This is a genomic window from Paenibacillus sp. AN1007 (assembly GCF_040702995.1).
GTDB lineage: Bacteria > Bacillota > Bacilli > Paenibacillales > Paenibacillaceae > Paenibacillus.
The window spans coordinates 1,595,560-1,616,129 of record NZ_CP159992.1 but is presented as its reverse complement, the minus strand read 5'-3'; the positions used below and the strand labels follow the sequence as shown (position 1 = coordinate 1,616,129).

The window sequence follows — 20,570 nt, the reverse complement described above, 5'->3', positions numbered from 1 at the left end:
GTCTGCAAGCAGACCCTCCTGTGCTGCATAACCGTGCTGTTAACCAGGCCGTTATTGAATGAAAGCCTGCATATAGGTGCGGCCTCCGTCACCATCCTTCAGATATGGATTGAGTCCGAACGTTTGGTTGTCTGATACAAAAACGCCAGTAAGCAAACGCCCTTCAAGTAGGGCACCGTCAACCTGCACGCAGCAGGACGGAGCATCCACGTATTCCTGATACAAAGGAATATGCCCGTATGGCTGATGGACCTTGAACAGCTTGCCCTGCTCATGCAGCGGGCGATCGGAGAAATACGTTGGCACAATATATCGTGCAATGACGTCCAGTTCATCCGCTGTATAGAAGGGCTCATCACCAAGCCACGGTGCGAACATACGAATCTTTTCATATTGTGACCAGACGACAGCCTGAATCAGCATTTCAATCTGAACCAGCTTCCCGTTACCGGCTTTAAGGCACAGTCGGTCGTTGTGAAGCTCTTTTTTCACATGAGACACACGATCTGGCAGCCGCAGCTCACAGCCGATACATTTCCAGCCGCTGGGCGCTTGAATCCACTTCTGCAGCACCGCCGGAGACGATTCTGAGCCAGCGCTGTTCACAAAATAATCCTCTGCTTGAGCAGGGTTATCACTACCCGAATGTGAATTTGCCGAGCGTTTGAACAGTTCTGCTGTTTTCTGATAAATCAGATGAACCTGAATGGATGCGCTCTCAAGTTCTGCAATATCTTGCTTGCCGTAGCGTATTTCACGGGATAAGCTTTCTTCTCTCATGACAAGTGGCCTCCTTCGCTCCGGCCGTTTGCGGCCATTTTCTATAGATTATACTACATCTCATGACAACATGTGCACAGGAAGCAGGAAAAAGCATCACGTAAACGATCCCGTAAGACAAAAAACTCTTGATTTCACTGGAAATCAAGAGTTTATGTTATACCTGGTAACCGCATCTGCCGGGTTTATTCTACCCAATGTTCAGCCCAATCCTGGATCTGATTCATAACAGGCTGCAGTGCCTTGCCCTTCTCGGTCAATTCATATTCGATTCGAACCGGTGTTTCCGGGTAGACATGACGTACCAGAATGCCTTCGCTCTCCAAGTCTTTCATCCGTTCAGATAACATTTTGTCACTCATGGACGGAATCAAATTAGAGATGTCTTTAAATCGTTTTGACCCACTCATCAATGTTTGGATAATTAACCCGTTCCAGCGCTTGCCTAAAAAAGAAAACGCCGTTTCAAAACGCGGACACATCCGCAGATCTTGGTCTTCCACTTTCATCACCTCTTTAGAGATCACTCAACTTACGTTTTGTTAGTATATTTCATAATAACACATTTGAGCTGTAAAGAAAACGCCTGCCGCAAAAAACTTCAAATTTGAGAAGCAGAACTTGCAGCTAAATCAGATACCTTCAGTATACAACACGTTATGGCAGGTCACCATGGGAAATATCGTGTAACAACCCATATCCATATATTACCCAAAAAGAACCCTTCTACCACAGTCAGATGACTTGGAGAAGAGTTCCCGGTATGACCTTATTACATTATGATGTTTATCCATGAATAAAGCTGCTGCGGCTCAGACCAGCACGCCACCAATTGGTCTTACAGGTTCGCTTTTGCCATATTGCGGCTTGGAGCTGTGTGCAGGGTACGCCCATTTTACAGCATTGCTGATCACTTTCAATATTTCCGGGTTATAGTAGGTCGGATACGTCTCGTGTCCAGGCCGGAAATAAAAGATTTTACCTTCTCCGCGGCGGAATGTACACCCACTCCGGAATACTTCACCGCCTTGGAAGTTACTCACAAACACCAGCTCATCCGGTACTGGAATATCGAAGAATTCGCCGTACATCTCTTCTTTTTCCAGTACAATCTTAGCATCGATGCCTTCCGCAATCGGGTGGGAAGGGTTGACACACCATACGATCTCCTGCTCATCTGCTACACGCCACTTGAGATCACAGCTCGTTCCCATCAGCGCCTTGAAAGGCTTTGAAAAATGACCGGAATGCAGCACAATCATGCCCATGCCGTTCAATACACGCTGCGTGACCTTCTGTACAATCTCGTCGCTAACGCGATCATGTGCCATATGTCCCCACCATATAAGCACATCTGTAGAGTGCAGCACTTCATCACTCAAACCATGTTCAGGCTGATCGAGTGTAGCTGTACGAATCGCAAATCCCTCGCCGCCAAGTCCGTCAGCAAGCGCACGGTGCAGGCCGTCAGGGTAAACTTCCTTTACTTCATCATGTATTCTCTCATGGACAAACTCATTCCAAATGGTGACGTTAATCATAATTAATTTCCCCCTAGTATAGCTCTAAACCCACCACATATCGCCCAGCGGTTCCTCGATCAATACTTGCTGGAGATTTTGTACGGCTTTAGAGAATCCTTCTTCAACCGACATCAGACCGTCTTCGTGTTCGATACTTACAACATAGTCATAGCCAACCAGACGCAGGGCACTCATAATGTCCGCCCATGTTTTGTTATCATGTCCGTAACCCACGGAGCGGAACTGCCAAGCCCGATCCAGCATGTTTGTATAATCCTGCATATCCGTTACCCCGTGTTTGTTCACGTTTACCGGATCGATCGTTGTATCTTTGGCATGGAAGTGATGAATCGCGTTTTCCCGACCCAAAATGTGGATCGCCTGTACCGGATCAATACCCTGCCACCACATATGACTCGGGTCGAGGTTGGCTCCAATCACTTCGCCTGCTGCTTCACGCAGTCTGAGCAGGGTTGCTGGCGTATGAACGGAGAATCCACCGTGCAGCTCCAGACCTACTTTTACGTTGCGATCTGCAGCAAATTTACCCCACTCGGTCCAGTAAGGAATCACTTTGTTTTCCCACTGCCATTTCAAAATTTCCTGAAAATCATTCGGCCAAGGCGCAACAGGCCAGTTTGGATATTTCGCATCTTCGTGATCTCCAGGACAGCCGGAAAATGTATTCACAACAGGCACTTCCAGCTTTTCCGCCAGCTCTACGGATTTTACGAAATCATCGTGAAATTCCTTCGCAATATCTTTTTGCGGATGCAGCGGGTTGCCGTGACAGCTCAGAGCGCTGATCGTCAGACCGCGTGATTCCACTGCGTTCTTGAAGTTTTTGAGTGCTGCAGGATTGCTCAACAGTTCATCTGGCTTACAGTGAGCGTTCCCCGGGTGTCCACCCGTTCCGATTTCTACTGCTTTGAGTCCCTTGGAAGCTACATAATCAAGTGCATCCTCTAATTTACGTCCACCGAATAGTACCAAAAATACGCCGAGTTTCAAGTGCAATTCCTCCTTGGATTAAATAGTGTATGATTGCTGTATTTTGCTGTTCCGTTCTCATGCTTGTTTAGTTATTGTGGAAAAACAAGCATGATTCTATCCCGAAAATTAAACGTATCCACTCATGGATCTCCAAACGTGAGACTTCATCACACATTCGTGGAGACTTTATCATCCATTAGTGAGATTCAACTGTCTCGTTCTCGGATTGACCTTCATTCGTTGTTACAACGCTGTCGTAGGTGCTCTCCAGATGAATGTGCTTGCCTTCAAGAGAAGAACGCTGAAAAGCATGCATGGCTTCTAACACATGATATGCAAGTTTGCCGCTTGCCTTATGCTCGCGTCCGGCCCGAATGGATTCCACCATCTCGGCCACACCAATCCCTCTCTCGTTATGGCCGCTTTCGAATGCGGGCTGAACCGTCTCCCACGTGTCTTGACCATACCGGCGAAGCTTGACTTCACCATTAAAGAAGTTGGGATCAGGTACACTGAGTGTGCCTTCCGTGCCATAGATTTCGATACGGGGCAGATCTGAAGCTCCGCGGATATCAAAACTTGTAATCATCGTTACGATCGCACCTTCAGCAAAATCAATCGTCCCAGCCAAGTGGGTTGGCGTCTGGATGCGAAGTGCCGTCCCTTCCTTCGGGCCTGAACCAATTTTGCGATCCGTGATTTGGATGCCTGCGGATGCACTGATCCGGCGAATCGGACCCAGCAGCGTGATCAGAGCTGTCAAATAGTAAGGCCCCATGTCAAACATCGGCCCGCCCCCTGCAGCATAGAAAAACTCGGGATCAGGGTGCCATGCCTCCGGTCCACCACCCATGAAAAAGGACGTTGCTGCGATCGGCTTGCCAATTAAGCCCTCTTCAATCGCTTTACGCGCAGTCTGGATGCCTGAGCCAAGGAATGTATCCGGTGCGGAGCCAACATACAGCCCTTTTTCCTCGGCAAGCTCGACCACTTTGCGTCCATCTTCCAGTGAAATGGCCAGCGGTTTCTCCGCATACACATGTTTGCCAGCTTCCAAAGCAGCCACATCGGTCATGGCATGACTGCCAGGAACCGTAAGGTTCAGCACAAGTTCAATCTCATCATTTTGTAACAACTCATCTACATTGTAAACGTTTGCGATATTAAATTCATCTGCCCGTTCCTGGGCACGCTCACGGATCAGGTCAGCGACCGCCACAACCTCGATATGAGGGTTTGTTTTGAGATTCTCCAGGTAGATGGCACTGATGTTACCGCACCCGATGATGCCTGCTTTCATTTTCTCCACGATGATGTTCATCTCCTTACGTACCTGTAAGAGCTATGTTCTTCTGTTTAATATGCTTGTTATCACTTTAGATCGTTTATACTGCTCAACTCTAAGTCTATGGTATTCTGTTTGCGCTTCAATTAAAATGAATAATATGATTAAAACATGAACTATCTGGTCATAATTTTTCGAATTTTAAGGAGTGCACATATGCCAACAGATCATACCTGCCAAGTTCTTACAGCAGGCTTTTCATTCCATCGCAAACCCTATTCCATGGTGCAGCTCGACGGAGTTAAAAACTATTTGATGCGGCTGCAGACCGATGGACGCTGTCGTGCTCGCATTGACGGCTCCATGTCCATGGTTGACGCAGGGGATCTGCTTCTTTTTGACCCGGACGAGCCTTATGAGCTGCGAATTGATAATGAGTACAATCCTATGGGAGAGCGGCTTGTGGAGAGCGGAGATTATCATATTTTCTTCAACGGTTCGTGGGTGGACGATTGGTGGAAACGCCATAAACGACCGACTCGAATCAAGGTTGAATTGTCGGAGAGCCTGTTAACCCTGTTCAGACAGCTGATTCTGGAGCAGCGCCGCCTCTCCAATCCTTATCCCGAAATTTCAAGTTATTATATGCGTATCCTGTGTCTAGAGGTGGACCGGCTGCTCTCGGAGCATCCGACGAATACCAAAACCAATTTTGTCGCTTACGAAATTAAAAATTACATCGAGGAGAATGCTTCCTCTCTGTTCAAACTGAACGATGTGGCAGCACATCTGGGCATCAGCGTATCCAGGGGCGTGCATTTGTTTAAAGAAACGTTTGGCAAAAGCATCATGCAGTATACACTCGATGTGCGGCTTAACATGGCCAGAGAGCGAATCATATTTAGTCCAATGACGCTGGAGCAGGTCGCTGAATCCTCCGGCTTTAACAACTATACATACTTCCACCGTGTATTCCGTTCCCGGTTCGGTATGTCACCGAAAGAATTTCGCCTGATTCACCGGGAACAGATGTAACGATGCCGTCGTTTCGTTCACGCCATGCTGTATTTTTTTGTCATTCACTGTTCAGTTGAATTTTGGGATATGGAGCAGTATACGTCCAATAAACTTATTTGCGCGCGGCGATGGCCTCGGACACCACCATAGCGAGGTCCTCGTTGCCAAACATGGAAAGGACGCCAAGGACGGTGTCGTCGGGAATATCTCCGGCTTCCTCCTTGGATATAATCAGCTTCTGCACCTGCTGTAAACGCTCATTACTCTGCTGCTCCGGATATGCCTGGCGGTACAGCTCCTCCGGGTCTAGTCCGTTATTCACACACCACTGAGCAAACACCAGGATCATCATCTCTTCTTCCTGCTTATAGGACTCAATAACGGCTTCCTCAATCTGTTTGCTGCGTTCCCTTTGATATTCATCCATGATGGATCTGCACCCCTTTATGTGTAATTCTTAATTCAATTCATCTTCTTGATCAGCAGCTCCGCAAGCTCATGGCTGTCCATAACATAACTCGCACTGATCTGACAGTCATCGGGGGTGTCCAAGCAAGCAAGGAAATGATCTACAGCTCCGGCAAAACCTCTGCGTGTCAGCACCATATCCCAGCTTCCAAAGGTCTCTTTCGTCTCCAGTTTCTCCTGTTCTGCATAGTGGGCGGTATCCATATTCACAACTTCTACCGATCTTCCTCCGCCGTGCAGCTCCACTTTCTCTAGGTCAGCCCCTGCGGCACGAATCATTTCAAATCGGGCGAGTGCAGTCTTTCCCTGCCCCGCTGTTCCAGCCGCATGCAGCAAATGACCCTGATCATCTTGACGAAGCCACTGGTCCAGCAGCTGCACATCGTTATCTGCGTACCATAACATCAGATCAAGCATATGAATGAGATCATCATAGATCGTCTCGGCGGCCGGGCGCTCCTGAATTTCTGTACGGTGCTTTGTGAGGGTGAGCGATTGATAACCTCTTCCTGCCTGCATCCACTCTTTTGCCTTTTGATACATCGGTGCAAATCTGCGGTTGAATCCCACTGCGAGCAGCAGACCCTGTGCTTCTGCGAATGCAGTCATTTCTTCAGATTCGCGAATTGTATAGGATAATGGCTTGTCTACATAAACGGCCAATCCACGCTCGAGACAAGCCATCACAATTTCAAAATGCGCTTCCGTGGCTGTATGTACAAACACCGCATCCAGTTCCCAGGTCAGCAGCTCTTTCAGATCCGTTGTGCCCCGCTCAATCCGATATGCATGCTGCATCTCCTTCACCGGTTCTGGTGAACGGTTCATGATGCCAACGATCTGGGCATGCGGATGAGCCGATAAAAGCGGCAAATATACTTTACGTGCGATTCCTCCGAGTCCGATGATGGCAATTCGGGTACGCTTGATTGTTTCCATGATGAGCATTCCACCTTCATTTGAATTCATTCGTCAGCCTTCTGAATAACCCGGCCTATGACTTTCTACGTCCTATAGTGTAACCTCTCAGCTTCCAACTTGCCAGTATACCGCAGCAGCAGAGGCTGCATTGTTCACAAGATGGTCTGCCGTGGTAAACTTATATAAGACAGCAGAACCGGCTTATGCTGAGCATTACACAAGGTTCTGAACTGAAAGGAGCGTTTTGACTTTTGCGAAAATGGTTATGGCTCCTCGTTTATGTTTTACTTGCCGGAGTCACGTTTATTTACAGATATGAACTGCTGGCATGGGCCGATGGCCATCAGTCCATCCCGCTTTTACTTTCCATGGCGACGCTGTTTGCTCTCGTACCTGTCATCCCATACAAAGTTATTATTATTGCGTTTGGTTACAGCTACGGCATGACCATGGCAGCATGGATTTGCTGGCTCGGCACAACGATTGCGGCGATACTTGTTTATGCTGGAGCAAGAACTATTTTCAGGCAGCAGGCTCGGGTCTATCTTGAACGTATTCGCGGCTTGAACCGTTTTACCACATGGATGGAGGCACATCCATTCATGGGTGTGATGACGATGCGTCTGCTGCCTGTTGTGCCTCAGATGGCCGTTAACATCTATGCAGGCATCACATATATACCCTTCTGGGTGTTCATGGCAGCAACGGCGATTGGTAAAATGCCTGCCATCTTTGTATTTGCATACGCAGGTGCCCAGGCAGGCTCATCAATCTGGCTGAGTTTGGCGATACTCGCTGGTTATATGGTCCTTATGACGTTCGTCTTTTTATTGTTCCGCCGCCGGTCACGCAAGAAAGCGTAAGTAATACCACGCAGCCTCAACTCTCATTCAAGCTTGCTCACGCGATGCCGCTTGGTTGACTTGACCATTCGGGATATAATAGTAGGGTAAGCCCAATATGTAGAGTAACCAAATAGATTAAACAGCAGATTGCTGGAGCGAGAGATCAAAACAGAGCCGATTGGCTTCATGCTCCGGTACGGAATGCTGGATCTTCATCAGAAATGGAGTGAATTAAGAATGGAACAACAGTCATTAGAGAAAGCAACATTTGCAGGCGGATGCTTCTGGTGTATGGTATCCCCTTTTGAGGAACTGCCCGGTATTCATAAAATCGTTTCGGGCTATACAGGCGGACATACCGAAAACCCAACCTATGAGGAGGTCTGCTCGGAAACGACGGGGCATGTTGAGGCCGTTCAGATTACGTTTGATCCCTCCATATTCCAGTACGAGAAACTGGTCGAACTCTTCTGGCAGCAGATTGATCCGACAGATGCAGGCGGTCAGTTCCATGACCGCGGATCATCTTATCAGACGGCTATCTTTTATCACAGTGAGGAACAGCGCAAAATTGCCGAAGCTTCCAAAGCCGCGCTGGAGAACAGCGGACGTTTTGACAAGCCCATCTTCACACCGGTCCTGCCCGCAAAAACGTTCTATGAGGCTGAGGAGCATCACCAGAATTATCACCGTAAAAACCCGGCTCACTACAAACGTTACAGCAAGGGCTCAGGCCGCCAGGACTTCATTGAACGCAGCTGGTCGGGTAAGGTAGACAAAAGCGGGCTGAAAGATCGCCTGACCCCGCTTCAATATGAGGTGACTCAGAACAGCGCTACGGAACCCGCATTTCATAACGAATTCTGGGATCATCACGGGGACGGCATCTATGTGGATATCGTATCCGGTGAACCCCTGTTCAGTTCTACCGACAAATACGATTCCGGCTGCGGCTGGCCAAGCTTCACACGTCCGCTTCGGGACTACAATGTGAAGGAAAAAACGGATCTCAGCCACTTTATGATTCGTACCGAAGTCCGCAGCCGTGAAGGCGATTCCCACCTCGGACATGTATTTACGGATGGTCCTACAGAAGCAGGTGGTTTGCGTTACTGCATCAATTCTGCTGCTCTTCGTTTTGTACCGAAAGAGGATCTAGAAAAAGAAGGCTATGGCGAATATCGCGTTCTGTTCGAATAACCTGCAGATGTGAACGGCTGTAGAAAAAGCGTCCCAAGGATAAATGGCAAAAGAGCATCGGGTTGATCCCGCTTGCTCTTTTGACGTTTTTGGACCGGGTTAAACTTGCGTGCTGCATTTTCATACTGTATCGTCGTTATGCTTTTAATCGATTTGTCCCGCCGATTTTCCAAACCTAGCTGTTCATACCCATGACTGTAACCTTCCTCTTGTATCTCTGCCGCAATTTCCATAAGTCTGCTTCATTTGAGATTCACTTAGCTTAGGCACTTTATGATTATCACCATGACGCCGCAGTCGTTCCCTTCACCGCTGTTCCTTCTCACCTCTTCGCAAAATTCAAACTACATCGTGGTCTCTGTCGGGCGCGTTATCTCCTCTGTATTTGCATGTTTAATCTCTTCTGCTGTAATCTCTGCTTCGTTAAACTGAACTTTCAGCCCCGGAATCATACTTATGAGCATGATAATCACCGAGATCACATATACGATAAGCAGTGAAGTATGGTTCATAATCACACCTGCGAGCGAGGAACCAAGCAGCATAGTTCCCATAAACAGAGGGGTAATTGTTCCATTTACCCTGCCGATCAGATGCTCATCAATCCGGCTGACCATATAAGAAGAGATGATGACGTTAATAAAAGCGAGACTTATTGAACTGAGGAAGGTCAGACCCATCGTCAGCCAGAGCCAGCTGGACAAAACTTCACCCAGCATAGTTACTGCAAGGCAGAGCAGGCCGATGATTAATGTCTTCGTTTGATTCAACTTGCTGCTGAGAGCTGCAGCGATTCCACCGCCGATAAGCAGACCGAGCCCGGAAGCCCCCGACAGAAACTGCAGCGCGGTCTGTTCCAGTCCTAACCGTTCGGTAACCAGAAATATGGTCAATGGATTGATGAGCCCGGCGGAAAGCCCAACACAGGCAAACACCAGACTCAGCATTTTAAGAGAACGTGACTGCTGGACATAATGCCATCCCTCTTTGATATCAGCTAGTAAAGAATCGCTCGTCTCCCGCTTGACTTCATCCTTGGGCAGGAACGTCAGAAGCACTGCGGACACCATAAATAATATGAGAAGTACAATCATGGATGTTTGAATACCCATGGTCGTATAAATAAAGGTACCCACGACTGGCCCTAAAATAAGAAAAAGGGAGCTCGCACTTTGCGTTACGGCGATCGCCGTCTGCACATGTTCCCTTTTAACGTTACGCCTGACAATTTTGACAGACGAGGGCTGAGAGAACTGACTGACAATGGAGGAAATCAGCGCTGCAGCGTAGAGCACCTGCCAATAGCCCGAACTTAGAATACCTATTATGATTACAATCGACAAAGCGCTAAGGATATCCCCCGTAATCATCGTCCGTTTGGGATTCCAGCGATCTGCGAGCGCACCGCCAATGACGGAAAATACAAAGATTGGAGCGTACTCGAGTACGGTAATAAAGGAGATTGCAACCGGATTCCCCTGTGTCTGCTCCATAATATAATAGAGGATGGCCATATTTCGTATCCATATCGCGAGGTTTTGCAGCAGGTCGGACCCGGTGATGATAAGAAAAGCCCTGTTTCTGATTAATGTATTCATATTCCATCTCCTTTTTTAAACCGACTGTCCGGTCCACTAATGTTCAAAAAGAAAAACTGATATTTCATCAGCTTTTTCTTGGTTAACGCTGCTTTATACCCGTCAGCACACTGCTGATTCCGATATGGTACAGCCGTCGGATTTCATCCAGATCTTTCTCAAAATACAGCGTACTAAGTCCGTTAAAAAGACCGTAAATAATATGCATCAGGTCCTGCGGACTTTCGTCTTTCAATTCCCCGTCCCGGATACCCTCGGAGATAATGCACTCATATGTTGCATAGGGGATTCGGATCAGCGAAAGCATATCGTCCATCATCTCCTTGCTGACAACCTGACCAGATACAAATTCGTTAATGGCGTGATTCAGCGGATTCGCCATGTCATCTACATAGTGGTCGGCCAGCCCGTACAGCTTCTCTACAGCTGTCTTGTAGCGAGACTCTTTCTCCAGCCATTCATTCATCCAATCCTCGTTATTAAGCTTGATCAGATACATAAACAGTTCTTCTTTGCTTTTGAAATGATAATAGATGCTGCCTTTGCTCCGATTGTTAATGGTACATATGTCTTCCATCGAAGTAGCCCCGTACCCCTTCTGGGCAAAAAGTTCCTTCGTATTCCGCGCGATATCTTTCTTAATCTGGGCAGTGTCTTTTCTCCGTTTGACTTCGATAACCTTTCCCCCCTTTTTTAAAAAACCGACTATTCGGTCTAATATTAGCACGGCCTATATTTCCTGTCAATTCATACAAAACAGGCATCCCTCCCCCGTGCCGGAACGAGTAAAGGATGCCGAAGTGTGTTTGTCTGCCTAAGCGGAGCATGCATGCACTCAAGAGATTAGAATGGTTACATCACATTTACAATCCAGCCAATCCAATATGCGAGAGGAATGAGCAGCAGCTGGGCCACAAGGGTGCCAAAAAGTCGAGATACGAGCATGCAGCCATAAATCTGGTTCATGCGGTCCAACCGAATCTCGCCGCGTAAGGATCGATCACTGAGCAGCGATATGCGCGGGTCGACCAGAATCGTAAGTAAAATCGTTGCCATCCCATTAATCATTCCGGTCGATTGAGAGGCAGCAACAGCTTGTCCCGGATACAAATACGCTGCGTATAAACTGGATAACACACCTGTGGTATAAATTGCCGTCACTGCTGCATTGAGAAGCATTAGCCGTCTTGGCATACCGTGCTGTACCAAACGTTTGGCCATTTTCCAGGATGGCGGGGTAATGTAATACGCTGCATTGCGGATCTTGCTCCGATTCAGCAGCTGCCGAACCATCCCGGGAATGGAACCGGCGGCTTCAAAATGCACAACCAATCTGGACGAGAGCTTGACCATCGTCGGAAAACAAAGTATAGCTATTGCTGTTCCTACAGCTGCCGCCCCCATTAACCAATGGAGCTGTGCTGCAAAGTGCGGGTTGTTTCCTCGGGTCGCCGCATCTACCAAACTCCCGATCATCGGGCCCTGTGCCATATTGGAAGTGCGGGAAACGAGCAGCAGAATGCCTGCCAGTGATATGGCCAGGGCAATTCTACGCGTACGCAGGCCGCCAAGGCGGAGCGCATACGATAAGCTGTCCGCCGCGTGAATCAGCATGGTAAACAGCATAGGAAGAGCAAGACTCAAACTAAACATATGTATGTTCTTCTTTATATTAGTTCTAATGATTGATTTTATCCAATTCTGTATTAACGTATTATACGTCTTACATGCTCGAAAGTATAGAAAAGCAGTCCAATGCCACATTCAGAAGCATGACTTCGGCTGTTTGCGAATTATGGTTGGGCTAATGGCTGCCCCTTTGTTAAATATCATTCGTCAGCTCATGAGAATGGTTTCGTTTATCCCTCTCCCCTCAGGGTAATATACTACTAACCTATACTATACAGGAGGGAAAACCTATGCCATGGAATAAACAGGATTACCCGGTATCCATGAAAAACCTGAAGCCGCGCGTCCGGCACAAAGCCATCGAAATTGCCAACGCTTTGTTGGATGAAGGGTATGAAGAAGGACGCGCGATTGCCATTGCAACGGCCAAAGCCGAGGAATGGGATGAAAATCATCCCGATGGACAAGCGGCGGCAAGCTCAAATGCATCTTCTCATTCAGCTTCCAGTGAAAACGATAAAGAGTCAGCCCGTTCGGAATCTTCCTCCAAGGAGCGCCGCCACTCCGAACCGGTCTCTTCTTCCAAAAGTCATCATAACATCCATGTCGTGCCTACGGATTCGGGTTGGGCCATTAAACAAGAAGGTACGTCGGACTATCATTCCACCTATGACACCAAAGCAGAAGCTGTGGATGCGGCCCAAGAATGGAGCAGCAAGCAGCATATTCGAGCCATTATTCATAATCAGGATGGACAAATTGCTCGTTCTCTTAAGTCTTAATTTCCACTCATTCATAAATAAGACTGTTCTCTTCTTCATTCGCTTTCAGGATGTATAACCAAAAAAAATCCCTCTTGCTGCGCAGTCTGCAGACAAAAGGGATTTCCTCTCCAAATCAAAGCTTGCTTCAAACTTCAAAAAGCTGAATAAAGCCCGAATACTTTTAATGCCATATAAGCCATGGGTCGTTCTGAACTGCATGCTCAATGTGTTACGCCTTGTGCCACGGAAGTCCGTGCTGCAGCAGCATTGACCGCTTTAGCAGCAGCCGTCGGGATCGGCAGTTTCACAGCCGAAGTCGTAACAACCGTGCCGCGTGCCGGAATGCTGACCACATACGTAATCATTTTGCTGGCAATCCATACAGCCAAAATTGTATATAAAGTTTCTTTTACCGGAAGAAAGAAAAGTGACAATCCTAATACGAATGCATCACTAACAAAGAAAACGGTCCCCAGCTTCCATCCTTTCCAGCGGCTGACGAGTACAGCGAGAATATCGTCTCCGCCTGTGGCTCCACCAAAACGAAGCACAATTCCCGCACCGATTCCGGTCAATACACCAGACAGTACTGCAGGAATCCACAGGTTTCCGTTGAAATTCATCACTAGTGTCGAGTATCGTTCAAAGCCGTCATAGAACAGTGAAAATGCACCTACACCCAGCAGTGCCTGAATCATGAATTTCCAGCCTTTAAGGAACCAGGCCAGGATCATGACAGGAATGTCGAGCAGCAGCATGCCGATCGCTGGCGATAAACCCGTTGCATATTTTCCGAGCAGGGCCAGACCAACAAATCCGCCCTCCGATAAATGATTCTGAAAGTTAATGTGATAATAAGCAAATGCCAAAATAAATGTACCAAGCAGCATAATTGCAAACTTGATTGCTTCTGTCTTTACGTGTTGTACGATTAACGATGTTCTCTTCATACAGGTTCCCTCGCAGTTTGTAGATTGGTTTGTTAGACCGACCGTACCCTGCTAAAGGTAAGCCTGGAAGAAATCATCGTGTACGTCCTTCGAATATTCATTCCAATCCCCTCTTTCGCAGAGTCAGCCGTTTTTTGAAATACGGTTGGTTTACTCTACAAGGGGCGCTATGTGTATGAGAGATCGTAACGTTTCCAGATTGTCCTTGGGGAGATTGTCCTTCGGGGACTCATGGTATCCTGATCCTTTCTGTGTGTTGTGGTTAGCTGTGCTTGGTTAAATTGAAAAATAAATGATGCAGAAGATTGAACAGGTCACTTTACACTTACCGCTTCGATTGCAGTACCCTCTTTCGATCGCTGTTATCCCCGGATTTTTTTGATTCCTTTTTTCAAAAGAAAAATCCTGTGATAAACGCGAGCGCTTCGCTTCTACAGATGGGTTCTGCACTCTTCGTTAACGTGTAAAATGGAGATCCAACTTACAGCATTTAAATGTAATTCAATTTAAACACCAAAGCTAACTTGCTTGTACTTCTATTATATAACACCGATGTGACCGGGTCTAAACAAGCAATCCAGCAAAAACACGCATAAAGCATGCTCTGGACTGCTCCAGTCGTCATACAGGCACACCAGGATAAGCAAAGCTTGCGAATGGTGCTGCCTGCTCCTTTATTCTATGACCGAAGCATGTAAATATAACAGTGCGGTCACCCAACTGTGACAATTACGGGCCTTTTTTTATTTTCTGGCCTTTAGTAAAGGAATCCTCTTCCTTCTGCACATACACTATAGCAGACGGTAACTGCAAATCGATTCGAACGTTTCCAGACTTACTCTGCTGTTTATGGTATAATATAACAATTGAATCCCATTACCGTTTAAGCGAGGCGGATTGATGAAAACGTTAAAGCCGAGAGTCTTTATTGGCTGCTCGCTGGAAGCGAAGCCGATTGCAGCCGCTGTACACGAAAACTTGCGTTTTTCTGCCGAAGTCACCCCGTGGTATTCGGGGGTATTTAATCCAAGCAGTTATACCATGGACGATCTGGAAGCCGAGGTACGCACAACGGACTTTGCCATTTTTATCTTCCATCCGGATGACATATCCAAAATTCGCGGAAAGTACTACGCATCGGTTCGGGATAATACAATGCTTGAAATGGGCCTATTCATGGGCCGTCTGGGACGAAAGCGTATTTTTTTCATTCTTCCTGAGGATATTACGGACATCAAGGATGCTGCCAAAGTCGAAGGACTGCGGATGCCTACCGATCTGCTGGGCTTAAATCCGCTGGTATATGAGATTCGTTCTGACGGAAAGTGGGCTCCAGCCGTATCCGTAGCCTGTTCCAAAATCGCAGATAGTATTGAAGAACAAGGACGATGGAGTGATCCCGAAGCCGAGCGTATCATTGAGATGCATAAACGGTCTGAAGACCAAGCACGCCTGCAGCTGTTTAAACTGCTTCGTTTCTTCCGTGAATTGCTGCGTACACGCAAAGCAGACCCCCAGATGCTCGAACGCATGAGCGATGCACTGCGAAGTGCCTTTGTCTCCCACCCGCCGTTTACTGTTCGCGGCACTGCAATCTATCGTACAGATGGTAAAGGTTATATTGAGCAGTTATGTGGTAATGTGGGAGAACCGGGCAGAAAATACGAATTGTCCGCGAATGATGACAAACCGCCCGATGATCCGAAGCGTATTCTCGTTGTCGATTCGTATCAAGAAAACAAAATCAAAGTAAATCTGTACGACGATTACCTTGAGAAAGAGTATCTGCTATGCTATCCTGTAGCCAAGAGGTACGTAATTACCGTTCACATTATTGGTCATGTTGAAGCGGATGAGGCGGTATTTCAGAACATTGACTTGCAAAACCGTCAATTGTTTAACGCCATCAACGATCTGTTAGGAGGCGAACCGGAATGAGACCGGAAATGAAAAAAATAAGCAAGCGCTGGGGCAGCGAGAAGAAAGTTCGCCTTAGTTCTGCGCCTGATTCATCACGACCGGTTCCGGAACCCAAGGAAGAGGATCGTTTCCACAAACCGGCTGTACCGCTCATTACGATCGGCCCTTCACTGAAAGGCAAGGAGCGGCCATACAAGGTCATTTTGGAAAAAGAGGCGTACTATGAGAAACCTCAATATCTGGCTTAATCTCTGACACAATTTGTATTGAGTTATGATGACTTAGTGAGATTGTTGTACTTGATTATTACTGAACTCCAGCATGAAATTTTTCAGCACACAAACCTTCAATTCTGCTGCCGCTGTAACGGCAGTTTGTTACCAGGCCCTGCCGCCTATGGCCGGGCTTTTTTTGTATGCTTTTTGAATAAGCCACCCCGTCAGCCACAGTTCCGCTGCAGCACCTGCACTCAAATACCTCATTTCATTCTAAACCTGCAGACTGCGGATGGTTAAGAACAGCTGTAATTCAATATACCAAATTCATATACACAGATTTCCGAAGAACTCCCCTTTTGATCTAAGTCGGATCACCACTGCTATCTTGATTCTGACCTTAGGTTTCCTGCAAAACCCATAAATTATACCTAATTTTGGAGCCGGCTTGTCCGTTTTTGCTAAATGCTTATGAAGTAGGATACGAAAGATGACCGCCATAATAACCTTTAAAGCCGCCTTCCATTATTTATCTGTTGTACAATGTATCTCTTTTGCATATATTGATTATAATATAGGAACACATGTTCTGTAAACATTTAATTCCAATTATAGGTTAAGGAAGTGAACGTATGACATCCTCTACTTCCGCCCCATCGCCTACGGATGAAGATCATCGTCTGATTAAAGGCCTGGTTGTACGCACGCTTTTGCTGGATGTATTGGAACGGGATATTCGTACTCTGGATACACTGCTTCTGAAAATGCCCGAGGTCTACATCCTGTCGCTCACCCGCATCCAGAATGACATACTTAAAGAGATGCTGGGACTGCGCAAACAGATGAGAACCCGCGGAGTTAAAGTTCTGGAGGAAACACGGGGAAAGGATGGCATTGAAACCGTTTATTTGTGCAGGGGATACAAGCAGCGGTTCTATATGCTCTGGACTTTTGCGCGTAATGAGGTCAAAAAAGAGCTGAGCCGCCATCTGCGGATGGATCTGGCGCAAACCTGAGTACGATTGGATTTCGAGGTGTGATTTTTGCACAGCTTGACCATAATCGGCTTTGTTCATTAAGATGGAGACAGACATATCCAACCATTCCAATCCGGGAATCGGATATGCGTTCAACGTCTGTTCAACCAAGGAGCTGTACTCAATGAATATACATTCAAATTCCCATTCACAAAAAAATACACACCAACATCCGCTCGTCGCCGCGAATGTGACCGAACTCATCGGCCAGACCCCTGCGGTTCGGCTCAGCAGGCTCACAGCCATTGACTCCGCTGACGTGTTCGTCAAGCTGGAGTATTTCAACCCAAGCGGCAGCGTCAAGGACCGTGCCGCCTACAACCTGATCGCTCAGGCTGAACGAGACGGATTGCTCGAGCCTGGGGCAACCATTATCGAACCGACCAGCGGCAACACCGGGATTGGCCTCGCGATGAATGCCGCGGCCAAAGGATACAAAGCGATCCTGATCATGCCGGATAACATGTCCAAGGAACGCATCAACATTTTGAAGGCTTATGGCGCAGAGGTTGTACTTACGCCCGCTGCGGAGCGGATGCCTGGAGCGATTCGCAAGGCGAAGGAACTCCACGCTGATCTGCCGGGCAGCTTCATTCCGCAGCAGTTTGAGAATCAGGCGAATCCGGATATTCACCGGATCACGACAGCGCCCGAGATTTTGGAGCAGATGGATGGCAGGCTGGACGCCTTCATCGCTACAGCCGGAACCGGCGGCACGATCACGGGAACGGGCGAAGAGCTGCGCAAGCAGCTTCCCGCCCTCCGCATCTATGCGGTGGAGCCGCAGGGTTCCCCGGTGCTGTCCGGCGGCGAGCCCGGACCGCACAAGCTCGTCGGTACAAGTCCGGGCTTCATCCCGGACATCTTGAATACCGACGTATGGGACGCCATCATCCAGGTGTCCGATGAGGACGCACTGGATACGATGCGGCAGCTTGCTGCCCGGGAAGGGCTGCTGCTGGGCCCTTCCTCTGGCGCTTCGGTGTGGGCCGCCCTTCGCATTGCGAAGGAACTGGGGCCGGGGCACCGGGTGCTCTGCATTGCGCCGGATACCGGGGAACGGTATCTGAGCATGGGTATTTTTTAACAAAGCCAAAGGCAGCGGTCCATAACACGACAATCTCTACACAACAAGCTCTACGTTCATATCGCATAACAAAATCGAGAACCAAATGAATAACCTAACCGAATAGATAATCAAAACAAATAAGCCCCTGCTCACCTCGGATCATGTATCCAAGTGAACAGGAGCTTATTTTTATTTTCATATGAAATCTATATGTGATCTACATCGATTAATGTGCCAAGGTTGTCCATTCCACACCTTCGGGAAGCAGCGCCGCAATGCGGTCTTTGGCTTCCTTCTGGGTATAGATTGACTCATCCAGAATCGCGGCCGAACCGGAGTCACTGCTTGTCCGAATCAAACGTCCAAGACCCTGCTTCACCCGCAACAGCATATACGGCAAATCGATCTCTTCATATGGCGAAGCCGACGCATTCCGTTTGGCATTGAATACCGGGTCCTGCGGTGGGTACGGAAGTGACCAGATCATCACGTTGGACAGCGAAGGCCCCGGCACGTCAAGTCCTTCCCACAGATTGACGGAGCAGAGCACACTCTCCTCATCCTGCTGGAACGCCGCGATCAGATCACTGATCTCCCGATCCCCTTCATACATAAAGCGCAATCCCTGCGCCTCCGGCACATGCACGATATCCTGCTTGAACGCACGCAGTTCCTCCATCGTACGGAACAGAATCAGTGCCCGACCGCCGCTCTCCTGGAGCAAAGCCGCTGCATCACGCAGACGGTTCTCGTTCGCTGCATGACCTGGAACAGCTTGTTCGGCAATTTTCATCTGCATTTTATCTGCGTAATCATACGGAGAAGCGACCGAGAACGATACAAAATCGTCAATCCCCAGACTATCCGCCACGTAGCGGAATGAGTTGTCCACAGACAGCGTAGCCGATGAAAAGACAATCGGAATGCCGGTATTGAACACACGCTCATTCAGGATTTCTTTTACCGTACGCGGCATGATCGACAATGTAGTCTCGTCCTCGCTCTCTTCCGCCCAGCAGATGTAACCATCCTCCTTGCGGAACAGGGCCAAGGCCGTCTGAATCATGTCTAAATGTTCTTCTACAACACGCATCTGATACCCGTCCAGCGAGAACAATCCACTCTCGAATACCAGTTCTTCGCCGATTGCATCCAGTACATTCGTCAAACGTTCAATCTCGCGCAGCAGCGGTGCTTCCACTCTGACTTCTTTCCGTTCCGATCCGGGAATGGCCACCGTATACGTATCCAGAAGACGGAACAAACGCTCACTGCTTTCAATCGCCTCATCTACTCGCTCTGCAAGGGATTCACGAATCTCGCCTTCGAGCAAACGTGTGACCAGTTCCTCGAAAATGCGGTGTTTCAGCTTGTAACTCAGGGCATTCAGCGCCGCTTCTTCCAGCAGATGGCCTTCATCAAATACTACCGAGCTGTGATCTGGTAATAAAGGCAGTTGTCCTTCACGTTTGCGCGCTTCATAGGTCCACACATGCTCCATGTAGTAATCATGGGAACAGATGATGATGTCTTTGGAACGACGGTAATGATCACGCGACAGCGTCAGGCCGCAGCGTTGTCTTTTCGGACACACAAAACAATCCTGGAACGGGTCCCAGTTAATCTTGTTCCACTGACGGTCATTCAGATGCGGATACTGTTTGCGGTCACCATATGGATGAAACGCCTGAAGTGTTCCCGGCGTGTTCACGAATTCGGGCAGGCTTTCGTATACCTCTTCAATCACTGGCGCATCCTCATCGGCGAATCGGACGGCACTCAGCTTGTTCAGACAGACGTATTGATCTGGCGACTTGCCCAGACGTGCATCCACTTGCAAATCCAGATGTTCAGCGAGCTTCGCAATATCACCGCCCGGCTTCACCAGCTGTTCAATCAAAGACTCGTCGGCACAGGCGATTACCGCCGGTTTGCCCGTATAACGTGCATAACAAACCGCGTAGAGCAGATAAACGAGTGTTTTACCTGTTCCTACGCCGGCCTCGGCCATAATCGTTTTTTTATCTCCATAGGCCCGTTCGAGCTGGTACGCCATAAAAATCTGTTCGTCCCGTACCTCGAAGCCGGACTCTGGCAAAATATCATAAAACACATCGGCAACCCACTCTCCCAGACGGGATACAAAAGGTTCAGCCGGATCATATGCAAAAGGGTAACGTTGTGTAGACAATCCTGGGTCAGCCTCCATTCTTAGATGCGGTCCTCTTTCATTCATTTTCCGTTCAAAAAAGGCCGCAGGGCAAAAGTTAATTATCGCATGTGATGGATCAGGAGACAAGCTTTTTTTACTTGGTTAACGGAGAAGCTTGGATAGGGCTATGTATAGATGTTGAGC

At 48.1% G+C, this 20,570-nt stretch carries 20 protein-coding genes; 8 read left to right on the top strand and 12 right to left on the bottom strand.

The genetic code is table 11. The features are described from left to right. Positions 1-51 precede the first annotated feature (51 nt). The 5 genes from ABXS70_RS07305 to ABXS70_RS07285 form a co-directional block, all read right to left on the bottom strand. Positions 52-780, bottom strand: coding sequence for a hypothetical protein (locus tag ABXS70_RS07305; RefSeq protein WP_342551824.1), 729 nt, complete (start codon positions 778-780; stop codon positions 52-54). Between the two features lie 185 nt (positions 781-965). Beyond that, the gene (locus tag ABXS70_RS07300; RefSeq protein WP_110895346.1) at positions 966-1,289 is read right to left on the bottom strand and encodes a helix-turn-helix domain-containing protein; all 324 of its coding nucleotides are present in this window, start codon (positions 1,287-1,289) and stop codon (positions 966-968) included. A 303-nt stretch (positions 1,290-1,592) separates the two neighbouring features. Then, positions 1,593-2,321 (bottom strand): ThuA domain-containing protein, encoded by a 729-nt coding sequence (locus ABXS70_RS07295; RefSeq protein WP_342551825.1) that lies wholly within the window; start codon positions 2,319-2,321, stop codon positions 1,593-1,595. Between the two features lie 24 nt (positions 2,322-2,345). Then, complete coding sequence (locus ABXS70_RS07290) at positions 2,346-3,314, bottom strand: sugar phosphate isomerase/epimerase (protein WP_366295016.1); 969 nt, start codon at positions 3,312-3,314, stop codon at positions 2,346-2,348. 178 nt (positions 3,315-3,492) lie between these two features. Beyond that, positions 3,493-4,605 (bottom strand): Gfo/Idh/MocA family oxidoreductase, encoded by a 1,113-nt coding sequence (locus ABXS70_RS07285; protein ID WP_342551827.1) that lies wholly within the window; start codon positions 4,603-4,605, stop codon positions 3,493-3,495. Between the two features lie 192 nt (positions 4,606-4,797). Here ABXS70_RS07285 and ABXS70_RS07280 point away from each other — a divergent pair, with 192 nt between their 5' ends. Then, positions 4,798-5,616 (top strand): AraC family transcriptional regulator, encoded by an 819-nt coding sequence (locus tag ABXS70_RS07280; RefSeq protein ID WP_342551828.1) that lies wholly within the window; start codon positions 4,798-4,800, stop codon positions 5,614-5,616. Between the two features lie 94 nt (positions 5,617-5,710). Here ABXS70_RS07280 and ABXS70_RS07275 read toward each other — a convergent pair whose 3' ends face one another. Beyond that, on the bottom strand, positions 5,711-6,025 hold the full coding sequence (locus tag ABXS70_RS07275) for a hypothetical protein (protein WP_342551829.1): 315 nt from the start codon (positions 6,023-6,025) through the stop codon (positions 5,711-5,713). Between the two features lie 35 nt (positions 6,026-6,060). Further along, positions 6,061-7,005 (bottom strand): Gfo/Idh/MocA family oxidoreductase, encoded by a 945-nt coding sequence (locus ABXS70_RS07270; protein WP_342551830.1) that lies wholly within the window; start codon positions 7,003-7,005, stop codon positions 6,061-6,063. Positions 7,006-7,238: 233 nt separating this feature from the next. Between ABXS70_RS07270 and ABXS70_RS07265 the strand changes: the two genes are divergently transcribed. Both ABXS70_RS07265 and msrA read left to right on the top strand, forming a co-directional pair. After that, a complete protein-coding gene (locus tag ABXS70_RS07265) occupies positions 7,239-7,850 on the top strand; it encodes a VTT domain-containing protein (RefSeq protein ID WP_342551831.1) in 612 nt (203 codons plus the stop codon). A gap of 219 nt (positions 7,851-8,069) precedes the next feature. Further along, complete coding sequence (gene msrA / locus ABXS70_RS07260; protein ID WP_366295009.1) at positions 8,070-9,032, top strand: peptide-methionine (S)-S-oxide reductase MsrA; 963 nt, start codon at positions 8,070-8,072, stop codon at positions 9,030-9,032. 344 nt (positions 9,033-9,376) lie between these two features. Here the strand turns inward: msrA and ABXS70_RS07255 are convergent, their stop codons facing one another. The 3 genes from ABXS70_RS07255 to ABXS70_RS07245 form a co-directional block, all read right to left on the bottom strand. Next, a complete protein-coding gene (locus ABXS70_RS07255) occupies positions 9,377-10,630 on the bottom strand; it encodes an MFS transporter (RefSeq protein ID WP_342551833.1) in 1,254 nt (417 codons plus the stop codon). A gap of 82 nt (positions 10,631-10,712) precedes the next feature. Next, the gene (locus tag ABXS70_RS07250; RefSeq protein WP_342556387.1) at positions 10,713-11,306 is read right to left on the bottom strand and encodes a TetR family transcriptional regulator C-terminal domain-containing protein; all 594 of its coding nucleotides are present in this window, start codon (positions 11,304-11,306) and stop codon (positions 10,713-10,715) included. A 176-nt stretch (positions 11,307-11,482) separates the two neighbouring features. Beyond that, positions 11,483-12,283 carry a lipid II flippase Amj family protein gene (locus ABXS70_RS07245; RefSeq protein ID WP_366295006.1) on the bottom strand — a complete coding sequence of 267 codons (801 nt, stop codon included), beginning with the start codon at positions 12,281-12,283 and terminating at the stop codon, positions 11,483-11,485. Between the two features lie 266 nt (positions 12,284-12,549). Here ABXS70_RS07245 and ABXS70_RS07240 point away from each other — a divergent pair, with 266 nt between their 5' ends. Next, a complete protein-coding gene (locus ABXS70_RS07240; protein ID WP_366295003.1) occupies positions 12,550-13,041 on the top strand; it encodes a DUF2188 domain-containing protein in 492 nt (163 codons plus the stop codon). A gap of 203 nt (positions 13,042-13,244) precedes the next feature. Here the strand turns inward: ABXS70_RS07240 and ABXS70_RS07235 are convergent, their stop codons facing one another. Further along, positions 13,245-13,973, bottom strand: coding sequence for a YitT family protein (locus ABXS70_RS07235; RefSeq protein WP_342551835.1), 729 nt, complete (start codon positions 13,971-13,973; stop codon positions 13,245-13,247). Positions 13,974-14,873: 900 nt separating this feature from the next. Between ABXS70_RS07235 and ABXS70_RS07230 the strand changes: the two genes are divergently transcribed. The 4 genes from ABXS70_RS07230 (at position 14,874) to cysK (ending at position 18,232) form a co-directional block, all read left to right on the top strand. After that, complete coding sequence (locus ABXS70_RS07230) at positions 14,874-15,911, top strand: nucleotide-binding protein (RefSeq protein ID WP_342551836.1); 1,038 nt, start codon at positions 14,874-14,876, stop codon at positions 15,909-15,911. Continuing rightward, on the top strand, positions 15,908-16,141 hold the full coding sequence (locus ABXS70_RS07225) for a hypothetical protein (RefSeq protein ID WP_342551837.1): 234 nt from the start codon (positions 15,908-15,910) through the stop codon (positions 16,139-16,141). The genes ABXS70_RS07230 and ABXS70_RS07225 overlap by 4 nt, the downstream gene beginning before the upstream one ends. A gap of 599 nt (positions 16,142-16,740) precedes the next feature. Beyond that, positions 16,741-17,124: a hypothetical protein gene (locus ABXS70_RS07220; RefSeq protein ID WP_366294999.1), complete on the top strand. Its 384-nt coding sequence runs from the start codon at positions 16,741-16,743 to the stop codon at positions 17,122-17,124. 64 nt (positions 17,125-17,188) lie between these two features. Beyond that, positions 17,189-18,232 (top strand): cysteine synthase A, encoded by a 1,044-nt coding sequence (cysK, locus tag ABXS70_RS07215; protein WP_366294996.1) that lies wholly within the window; start codon positions 17,189-17,191, stop codon positions 18,230-18,232. A gap of 208 nt (positions 18,233-18,440) precedes the next feature. Here cysK and ABXS70_RS07210 read toward each other — a convergent pair whose 3' ends face one another. Beyond that, positions 18,441-20,423: an ATP-dependent DNA helicase gene (locus ABXS70_RS07210; protein ID WP_366294993.1), complete on the bottom strand. Its 1,983-nt coding sequence runs from the start codon at positions 20,421-20,423 to the stop codon at positions 18,441-18,443. Positions 20,424-20,570 lie beyond the last annotated feature (147 nt).

What these genes read in the sequence shown, in the direction of transcription:
- ABXS70_RS07305 (WP_342551824.1), bottom strand. Translation starts at nt 780, where the DNA reads ATGAGAGAAGAAAGCTTATCCCGTGAAATACGCTACGGCAAGCAAGAT.
- ABXS70_RS07300 (WP_110895346.1), bottom strand. Translation starts at nt 1,289, where the DNA reads ATGAAAGTGGAAGACCAAGATCTGCGGATGTGTCCGCGTTTTGAAACG.
- ABXS70_RS07295 (WP_342551825.1), bottom strand. Translation starts at nt 2,321, where the DNA reads ATGATTAACGTCACCATTTGGAATGAGTTTGTCCATGAGAGAATACAT.
- ABXS70_RS07280 (WP_342551828.1), top strand. Translation starts at nt 4,798, where the DNA reads ATGCCAACAGATCATACCTGCCAAGTTCTTACAGCAGGCTTTTCATTC.
- ABXS70_RS07275 (WP_342551829.1), bottom strand. Translation starts at nt 6,025, where the DNA reads ATGGATGAATATCAAAGGGAACGCAGCAAACAGATTGAGGAAGCCGTT.
- ABXS70_RS07270 (WP_342551830.1), bottom strand. Translation starts at nt 7,005, where the DNA reads ATGGAAACAATCAAGCGTACCCGAATTGCCATCATCGGACTCGGAGGA.
- msrA (WP_366295009.1), top strand. Translation starts at nt 8,070, where the DNA reads ATGGAACAACAGTCATTAGAGAAAGCAACATTTGCAGGCGGATGCTTC.
- ABXS70_RS07255 (WP_342551833.1), bottom strand. Translation starts at nt 10,630, where the DNA reads ATGAATACATTAATCAGAAACAGGGCTTTTCTTATCATCACCGGGTCC.
- ABXS70_RS07245 (WP_366295006.1), bottom strand. Translation starts at nt 12,283, where the DNA reads ATGTTTAGTTTGAGTCTTGCTCTTCCTATGCTGTTTACCATGCTGATT.
- ABXS70_RS07240 (WP_366295003.1), top strand. Translation starts at nt 12,550, where the DNA reads ATGCCATGGAATAAACAGGATTACCCGGTATCCATGAAAAACCTGAAG.
- ABXS70_RS07235 (WP_342551835.1), bottom strand. Translation starts at nt 13,973, where the DNA reads ATGAAGAGAACATCGTTAATCGTACAACACGTAAAGACAGAAGCAATC.
- ABXS70_RS07230 (WP_342551836.1), top strand. Translation starts at nt 14,874, where the DNA reads ATGAAAACGTTAAAGCCGAGAGTCTTTATTGGCTGCTCGCTGGAAGCG.
- ABXS70_RS07225 (WP_342551837.1), top strand. Translation starts at nt 15,908, where the DNA reads ATGAGACCGGAAATGAAAAAAATAAGCAAGCGCTGGGGCAGCGAGAAG.
- ABXS70_RS07220 (WP_366294999.1), top strand. Translation starts at nt 16,741, where the DNA reads ATGACATCCTCTACTTCCGCCCCATCGCCTACGGATGAAGATCATCGT.
- cysK (WP_366294996.1), top strand. Translation starts at nt 17,189, where the DNA reads ATGGAGACAGACATATCCAACCATTCCAATCCGGGAATCGGATATGCG.
- ABXS70_RS07210 (WP_366294993.1), bottom strand. Translation starts at nt 20,423, where the DNA reads ATGGAGGCTGACCCAGGATTGTCTACACAACGTTACCCTTTTGCATAT.